Below are 7,567 nucleotides of genomic sequence, written 5' to 3' on the forward strand. Positions count from 1 at the left end.
CACCTCTGACAGATTCCGGCGGCTGTTGGTAGGTGTCGACCTTGGTCGACACGGTAGATCCACGCCATGCGTGGATGAACGTCGAATCGTTCGGAATGGGCTCTTGTAGAGTCGAGCCGTGCTCGACTGCTCCTGGCCCGGATTACTCAGGCGCCGGTCGCCACCGGGCGGCTGCTGTCGCTGACCCAACCACTCCAGGAATCGGCATAGATGCGTGCGCCGGACAACCCGGCCGATTCCATCGCCAGCAGCAGGTGGCAGGCGGTGACGCCGGAGCCACACATCAGCACCACCTGTTGCGGATCTCGGTTGCCGATCACGCCCTGCAGTTCGGCGCGCAGTTCCTGTGCATCGCGCAGGCGGCCGTCGAGGACATTCAAGGCGAACGGACGGTTGACCGCACCCGGCACGTGGCCGGCGACCGGGTCCAGCGGCTCCACTTCGCCACGGAAACGTTCGCCCGCACGGGCATCGACCAGCCAACCCGGCGCGTGCTTCAACCGCGCAGAGATTTCATCGGCATTGGCGATCTGGGTGGTATCGAAACGTCCCGGATAGGCCGGCAGCGCCGTTACCACCTCCTGCCCGGTCGCCAGCGGATGGCCGGCAGCCTGCCAGGCGGCGATTCCGCCGTCGAGCACGGCGACCTTGCTGTGACCAATCAGGCGCAGCAGCCACCAGAGGCGCGCGGCGGCCATGCTGCCGTCGCTGCCGTCGTAAACCACGACCTGGGTGTCCGGGCCGATGCCCCATTGGCCCAGCTTCGCGGCGAAGGCGTCGCTCTCCGGCAGCGGATGGCGGCCATGGCCGACGCGCGACAGGTCGGACAGGTCGCGATTGAGATCGGCGTAGACCGCACCCGGTATGTGCCCTGCAAGGTACTGGCCGCCACCGGCCTGCGGGTCGGCCAGCGATGACCGCGCATCGACCACGCGCACCGCCGTGCTGGCGGTTGCACGCGCGTCCACCACGCGCACGCCCTCACCCAGTGCAGCGGCCAGGGTGGCGACATCGACCAGGGTGGTCCACGGCGGATCGATCAGCTTCATTGCACTTGCTCCAGGCGGCGACGCAGGTTGTAGAGGATGGCCGCGGTCGCGCCCCAGATGCGCTGGCCCGGCCAGCCGTATTCGAGGACGTGGCGGATGCGGCCGCGATGATTGATTTCGACCTGGCGCAGGTTGTCGGCGGCCATCAGGTAATCCAGCGGCACCTCGAACACCTCGGCCACTTCGCTGGGTTGTGGCACCGGCACGAAGTCCGGATCGACCACCGCCACCACCGGCGTGACGCGGTAACCGGTGATCGTCACGAAGGGATCCAGATAGCCCAGCGCCTGCACCTGGCCGGGCGCCAGCGCGATTTCTTCCTGGCTCTCACGCAGCGCAGCGGCCAGTGCATCGCGGTCGTCCGGTTCGGTGCGACCGCCGGGGAACCCGACCTGGCCGCCATGGGTACGCAGGGTTTCGGTACGGCGGGTGAGGATCACCTGCGCACCGTTGGCGCGCGGCACGATGCCGGCCAGCACCGCCGCTTCCACCGGAGGTCCCGGCGGCAACAGGTCGATCAGTTCACTGCGGTTCCAGCCGTCGCCAAGCGGCGGCACGGCCAGCGGATGCAGCGCGCGCATCAGGCGTTCGTGGTCGGCCAGTGAGCCGCGCAATGATTGCTGGAGCTGTTCGCGCAGCGGTTGCACGCGATGCAGGATGCGGCTGCGTTCCTCGTTGCTCATCGACGACCACCGCGCGATCTCATCGAGATGCCGCCCGCAGCCGGCGCACCGCCGGTCCGGATCCAGCGTGCACACTCCGATGCAGGGACTTGCGACAACACGCGCCGATTCTTCCGTTGTTTGCACCCTGCAACAGTAGCGCGAATGGGCTGGATTTGCGCGCCAGGCACTGCGCAAACAAAAACGCGCCGGGGGCACCCCGGGCGCGTTTCGTTTACGGCTTCGATTTACTTGACGCTGACCAGCTTGATCTCGAACTGCACAGCCACGTTCGGCGGGAACGGGGTGCGCGGGTCGGCACCGTAGGCCTGGTCCGGCGGCAGGGTGACTTCCCACTTCGAGCCTGCCGGCATCTGCAGCAGGGTCTCGCGCATGGCCTTCATTTCGACTTCGCTGACCTTGATCGACGGAATCTGCTGGGCCGGGCGGGCTTCGGTCGGGCGCTGGCCGTACGGGAACGGACCGGCCACTTCCAGCTGCACGGTGCTGGCCTGGGTCGGCTTGGCACCCTTGCCGGCTTCGATCACGCGGTACTGGACGCCGCTCGGCAGGGACTGCACGCCGGCCTTGGCCTTGTTCGCCGCGATGAACTGATCGCTCTTGGTCTTGTTTTCGGCAGCGGCCTTTTCGTACTCGGCCTTGGCGGCCTGGGCACGGCCCTGCTCGCGCTTCTGGAACGCTTCAACGGCCGGCTTCAGCTGCTCGGCGGTGATCGCCGGCTGCTTCTTGGCGTAGGCGTCCTGCAAGCCCTTCACCACCGAGTTGATGTCCAGCTGCTCACCGCGACCGGTCAGCTCCGCCAGGTTGTTGCCGTAGTCGTAACCGAAGTAGTAGCTCAGCTTGCCCTTTTCGGACGAAACGTCCTGGGCGAAGGCATTGCCCGTCAGGGCCAGGGCCGCGACGGCGACCGCGATAGAACGCAACTTCATCAAACAGTTCTCCAGGGGTGGTAACTCAGGGACGTTCTGCGCCGCCCTGAGGCGACGGGTTAGGATAACGGGCGCAACGTGTAACCGCTACTCACGATGCAGGCTATGACCCGTCTGCGTTCGCGGAGTTCAATCTCACTTTTTTTTAACGTTCCAGGAGTTTCCCCGTGGCCGATGCCCTGATCGCTGTCGCCGACGACGGCGCCATCCGCACCGTGACCGTCCAGCGCCCGGACAAGCTCAACGCCCTCAATGCCGCGACCCTGCAGGCCCTGGCCGAGGCGTTCAGCGCCGCCGCTGCCGACCCGGAGGTGCGCGTGGTGGTACTGACCGGCGCCGGCCCCAAGGCCTTCGTGGCCGGCGCCGACATCGCCGAGATGAACACACTCAGCGCCGTTCAGGGTCGTGATTTCTCGCTGCTCGGCCAGGCCCTGATGCGCCAGATCGAGCGCATGCCCAAGCCGGTCATCGCGCGCGTGAATGGTTTTGCGTTGGGCGGCGGCCTGGAACTGGCGATGGCCTGCCACCTGCGCATCGCCGCCGATACCGCCAAAGTCGGCCAACCGGAAATCAACCTCGGCCTGATCCCGGGCTTCGGCGGCAGCCAGCGCCTGCTGCGCCTGTGCGGGCGTGCCGCCACCCTGGAGCTGTGCCTGCTGGGTGCACCGATCAACGCGGCACGTGCGCTGGAACTGGGCATCGTCAACGAGGTGGTCCCCGCCGACGCGCTGGACAACCGCGTGCAGGACGTGGCCCGCCAGCTGGCACGTTCGGCGCCGCTGGCGCTGCGTGGCCTGCTCGATGCGGTGCACGTGGGCGGCGAGTGCAGCCTGGAAGCGGGGCTGGAGTACGAAAGCGCGCAGTTCGGCCTGCTGTTCGCCACCGAGGACATGCGCGAAGGCACCAGCGCCTTCCTGCAGCGCCGCCCGCCGGCCTTCCAGAACCGCTGACGCCATGGCATCCCGACCCAACCCCACGCAGCTGTTCGCCCGGGTCCAGGCAGACGATCTCGATGGCGCCCTGCAGGCCGGGCTGATGGACTATGTCGCCCGTGCCGGCGACGAACAGTTGCTGCCCGGCCACCCCGAGTTGCCGCAGCGCCTGCAGCAGGCCCAGCAGCAGCTGCACGCCGCGTGGGCCGCGCGCGAGCGCTACCGCGCCCGCGCGGTGCGGCTGGCACGCCGGGAGGCCGAACGCGACGCACGCCGGACGCCGGCCCCGGCGCCGGACGTGAAACCGGCCCTGCCCGCGGCAGCGGCGGCCATCCTCGCCCGGGCCAAGGCCCGCGCCAGCGGCAAGGAGCAGTAATGGCCACGGTGAAGAAGACCGCGCGCGCAGCGGCGCGCCGTGGCGGCGTGATGCCGCGTGCCGACGTGGTGGAAATGTTCACCCGCCTGCGCGAACTCAATCCGCACCCGAAGACCGAACTGGAATACAGCTCGCCGTTCGAACTGCTGGTGGCGGTGGCGCTGTCGGCACAGGCCACCGACGTCGGCGTCAACAAGGCCACGCGCCGCCTGTTCCCGGTGGCCAACACGCCGGCGAAGATCCTCGCGCTGGGCGAGGACGGCCTGAAGCAGTACATCGCCACCATCGGCCTGTTCAATGCCAAGGCGAAGAACGTGATCGCCACCTGCGCGATCCTGCTGGAGAAGCATGGCGGCGAAGTACCGCGTGACCGCGACGCGCTGGAAGCGCTGCCCGGCGTCGGCCGCAAGACCGCCAACGTGGTGCTCAACACGGCGTTCGGCGAGCCGGTGATGGCGGTGGATACGCACATCTTCCGCGTGGCCAACCGCACCGGGCTGGCCCCCGGCAAGAACGTGCGCGAGGTGGAAGACAAACTGGTGAAGGCGATTCCGGCCGAGTTCCTGCTCGACGCGCATCACTGGCTGATCCTGCATGGCCGCTATGTGTGCAAGGCGCGCAAGCCGGATTGCCCGGGCTGCGTGATCGCCGACCTGTGCCGTTTCAAGGACAAGACCACGGCCGAAGCGTGACGTGGACCGTGTTGTGACGAAACAAAGACGGCGGGCACCAGGCCCGCCGTCTCGCTTTCAGACGCTGTAGTTCAGGTGATCAGAACGACAGGTCGCCCCAGACACCGAATTCCTTGGTCTTGTCGTTCTTCTTGTCGCTGGCGTTGGCCAGGTGCGTGTACTTGTACACGGTCGACAGCTTGAGGTTCTTCATGACCGGGAACTCGACGCCGACGTTCCAGTACTTGTCGCTCAGGGTCGGGTCCAGGGTCTTGCTGACGTCGGTGTCATCGTAACGACCGAACACGTTGATGCCGCCGTCGGTCACGCGCACGCTGCCCCACACCGACCAGCCGCTGGTCTTGTCGGTGGCAACGGTCAGCACGTTGTTGAGGTTCTTGGCCTGGAAGTACTCACCACCGACGCGGAAGTTGCTGTCGGCGTAGGCCACCATCGCGTTGGCGCGGGTGTAGGTGTTCTCGGCGCTCTGGATGTCGGTTTCCTTGCCCAGCTTGCCGCTGTAGCCACCGACGGCGACCACGAAGTTCTCGTTCGGGGTGTAGGCCACGCGGCCTTCCACGTCCATGCCCTTGCTGCGGGTCGGGTTCTTGTAACCGGCGCCGGACACGACCGACAGGGCGTAGTTGAAGTTGTTGCCCAGGTTGCCGAAGCCATGCAGGCCCCAGTCGGACGAGTTGCCGTACTTCAGGCGATCGGTCAGGGTGTTCTCGACATAACGCATGCCGTAGAACTTCTCGACGTACGGGATCCACGGCATGTCGGCAGCACCGACGCGCAGGTTGAAGGCCGGGTCGAAGCTGCCCTGCACGTAGGCCTTCTTGACGAACAGTTCGGTATTGCCGATGGCCGAGCTGTACTGGAAGTCGGTGGTCAGGTTGGCCGACCAGATGTCGTTGAACTTGTGGTCGACGGTCAGGTAGAAGCGCTTGACGTCCAGACCGGTGCCGCTGGCGGCGGTGTCCTTGCCGTTGCTGGTCTTGTCGATGTTGGTCAGGTCGAAGAACATGCGACCGCCGATCTTGTTGTCATTGACCAGCTTGGCCAGCTTGTCGACGCTGGTCTGGGTCTTCTGTGCACCTTCCAGGGCCTGGGCCTGGGTGATGTTCACTTCGGACTGCGCGTCGGACTGCGCCTGCAGCGCCTGCGAGTCGCTCTGCAGCTGCTGGACCTGAGCCTGCAGAGCAGCGATCTGCGCCTGCAGCTGCTGCAGCTGTGCCTGGGAAACGCCCGTGCTGGCGGGAGCTGCGAAGGCGTCGGCGGAAACCAGACCGAGGCTTGCAACGACCGCGGCGGCGAGCAAATGGGAACGCATTTTGGATTTCTCCAGAGGGTTGGAATGGCTTGGGCAGAACGCCACGCCGGCAGGCCGGTCAAGCGTTTTGCGAACATTCCGTTAAAACCATGACAGTCGAATGACAAACTGCGCACCAAACACAGGTTTCTTCGCGCGGTCATCCGTACGACGCATTAGCCGCGCCATCCTTGTCGATCCCTTGCGGCATATGGCGTGATGTATCGGGGTCGACGCGCAGGCCGCCCGCCGCGCAGTGCCCACCTGCCGCGCCGGTCCGGCACGGAGAACCCCGAATCGCTGCGGAATGCCAGGAGCCTGCGTGCACCGCGCAGGCCATCAGCGACATACAGGAAGGAGTCAAACAGGTGCGTCGTTCCTTCACGCCTCTGCTGCACAGGCGCCGGGCAGTGCTGTAACGGTTGCGTCATACAACGGTCCCTGCGCTGTCATCGAACCGTTATGGAATGTGCACCGGGCGGGTAACCCCGCATCCCAATCAACCCAGGAGCCACCCCGTGATCCACGCCTTCAAGTCGCGCGTTGCCGTTGCCGTCTTCGCAGCGTCGTCCGTGTTTGCCGCCAACGCCGCTGAAATCACCGGCGCGGGCGCCTCGTTCATCTACCCGGTGATGTCGAAGTGGTCGGCCGACTACAACGCCGCCACCAGCAACAAGGTCAACTACCAGTCGATCGGCTCCGGCGGTGGTATCGCCCAGATCAAGGCCAAGACCGTTGATTTCGGCTCGTCCGACGCCCCGCTGAAGCCGGAAGAACTGGCTGCTTCGGGCCTGGCGCAGTTCCCGTCGGTGATCGGCGGCGTGGTGCCGGTGGTCAACGTGGCCGGCATCGCTCCGGGCGCGCTGAAGCTGGACGGCACCGTGCTGGCCAACATCTTCCTGGGCAAGATCAAGACCTGGAACGACCCGGCCATCGCCGCGCTGAACCCGGGCCTGACCCTGCCGAGCGCCAAGATCACCGTCGTGCACCGTTCGGACGGTTCGGGCACCACCTTCAACTTCGTCAACTACCTGTCCAAGGTCAGCCCGGAGTGGAAGAGCTCGGTCGGTGAAGGCACCTCGGTGCAGTGGCCGGCCGGCATCGGTGGCAAGGGCAACGAAGGCGTTGCTGCCTACGTGAAGCAGATCAAGGGCGGCATCGGCTACGTCGAACTGTCCTACGCGCTGCAGAACAAGCTGTCGTACACCGCGATGAAGAATGCCGCCGGCAAGTTCGTGCAGCCGAGCGACGCCTCGTTCGCCGCCGCCGCCGCCAGCGCCGACTGGGCCAGCGCCAAGGACTTCTACCTGGTGATGACCAACGCCCCGGGCGCCGAGTCCTGGCCGATCACCGCCACCAACTTCATCCTGGTGCACAAGAAGCCGAAGAACGCTGCCAACGGCAAGGCCACCCAGGAATTCTTCCGCTGGGTCTACAAGAGCGGCGACGCCCAGGCCCGCCAGCTGGACTACGTGCCGCTGCCGGACAGCCTGGTCCGCCAGATCGAGACCTACTGGTCGCAGAACCTGAAGTAAGCAAGCGCGTTCCCCCGCAGGAACGGGATCGGCGGGTCCTCTCTCCCCCGCCGATCCCACCCGGGCGCGAGATCCTCGAG

8 protein-coding genes are annotated in these 7,567 nt (G+C 66.3%); 4 read left to right on the forward strand and 4 right to left on the reverse strand.

All coding sequences use genetic code 11. The annotated features are described in order from the left end of the window. Positions 1–146 precede the first annotated feature (146 nt). The 3 genes from O0J73_RS20540 to O0J73_RS20550 all read right to left on the reverse strand — a co-directional run bounded on the left by O0J73_RS20540 (position 147) and on the right by O0J73_RS20550 (position 2,661). Positions 147–1,049, reverse strand: coding sequence for a sulfurtransferase (locus O0J73_RS20540; protein ID WP_308309513.1), 903 nt, complete (start codon positions 1,047–1,049; stop codon positions 147–149). Beyond that, a complete protein-coding gene (locus tag O0J73_RS20545) occupies positions 1,046–1,858 on the reverse strand; it encodes a CoA pyrophosphatase (protein ID WP_053512056.1) in 813 nt (270 codons plus the stop codon). The genes O0J73_RS20540 and O0J73_RS20545 overlap by 4 nt, the downstream gene beginning before the upstream one ends. Positions 1,859–1,959: 101 nt before the next feature. Further along, the gene (locus O0J73_RS20550) at positions 1,960–2,661 is read right to left on the reverse strand and encodes an FKBP-type peptidyl-prolyl cis-trans isomerase N-terminal domain-containing protein (RefSeq protein WP_005408797.1); all 702 of its coding nucleotides are present in this window, start codon (positions 2,659–2,661) and stop codon (positions 1,960–1,962) included. A 167-nt stretch (positions 2,662–2,828) separates the two neighbouring features. On the opposite strand from O0J73_RS20550, the gene O0J73_RS20555 reads away from it, so the two are divergent. The 3 genes from O0J73_RS20555 to nth are packed head-to-tail and all read left to right on the forward strand — an operon-like array spanning position 2,829 to position 4,661. Next, the gene (locus O0J73_RS20555) at positions 2,829–3,611 is read left to right on the forward strand and encodes an enoyl-CoA hydratase-related protein (RefSeq protein WP_197564115.1); all 783 of its coding nucleotides are present in this window, start codon (positions 2,829–2,831) and stop codon (positions 3,609–3,611) included. A gap of 4 nt (positions 3,612–3,615) precedes the next feature. Then, positions 3,616–3,969 (forward strand): hypothetical protein, encoded by a 354-nt coding sequence (locus O0J73_RS20560; RefSeq protein WP_308309514.1) that lies wholly within the window; start codon positions 3,616–3,618, stop codon positions 3,967–3,969. Beyond that, positions 3,969–4,661: an endonuclease III gene (gene nth / locus O0J73_RS20565; protein WP_053512053.1), complete on the forward strand. Its 693-nt coding sequence runs from the start codon at positions 3,969–3,971 to the stop codon at positions 4,659–4,661. Before O0J73_RS20560 ends, nth begins: the two co-directional genes overlap by 1 nt. Positions 4,662–4,740: 79 nt before the next feature. Here the strand turns inward: nth and O0J73_RS20570 are convergent, their stop codons facing one another. Beyond that, positions 4,741–5,973: a porin gene (locus O0J73_RS20570; RefSeq protein ID WP_308309516.1), complete on the reverse strand. Its 1,233-nt coding sequence runs from the start codon at positions 5,971–5,973 to the stop codon at positions 4,741–4,743. A 497-nt stretch (positions 5,974–6,470) separates the two neighbouring features. Here O0J73_RS20570 and pstS point away from each other — a divergent pair, with 497 nt between their 5' ends. Then, complete coding sequence (gene pstS, locus O0J73_RS20575; protein WP_008267138.1) at positions 6,471–7,487, forward strand: phosphate ABC transporter substrate-binding protein PstS; 1,017 nt, start codon at positions 6,471–6,473, stop codon at positions 7,485–7,487. Positions 7,488–7,567 lie beyond the last annotated feature (80 nt).

The organism is Stenotrophomonas sp. Sm6012 (assembly GCF_030985895.1).
GTDB classification, from domain to species: domain Bacteria; phylum Pseudomonadota; class Gammaproteobacteria; order Xanthomonadales; family Xanthomonadaceae; genus Stenotrophomonas; species Stenotrophomonas forensis.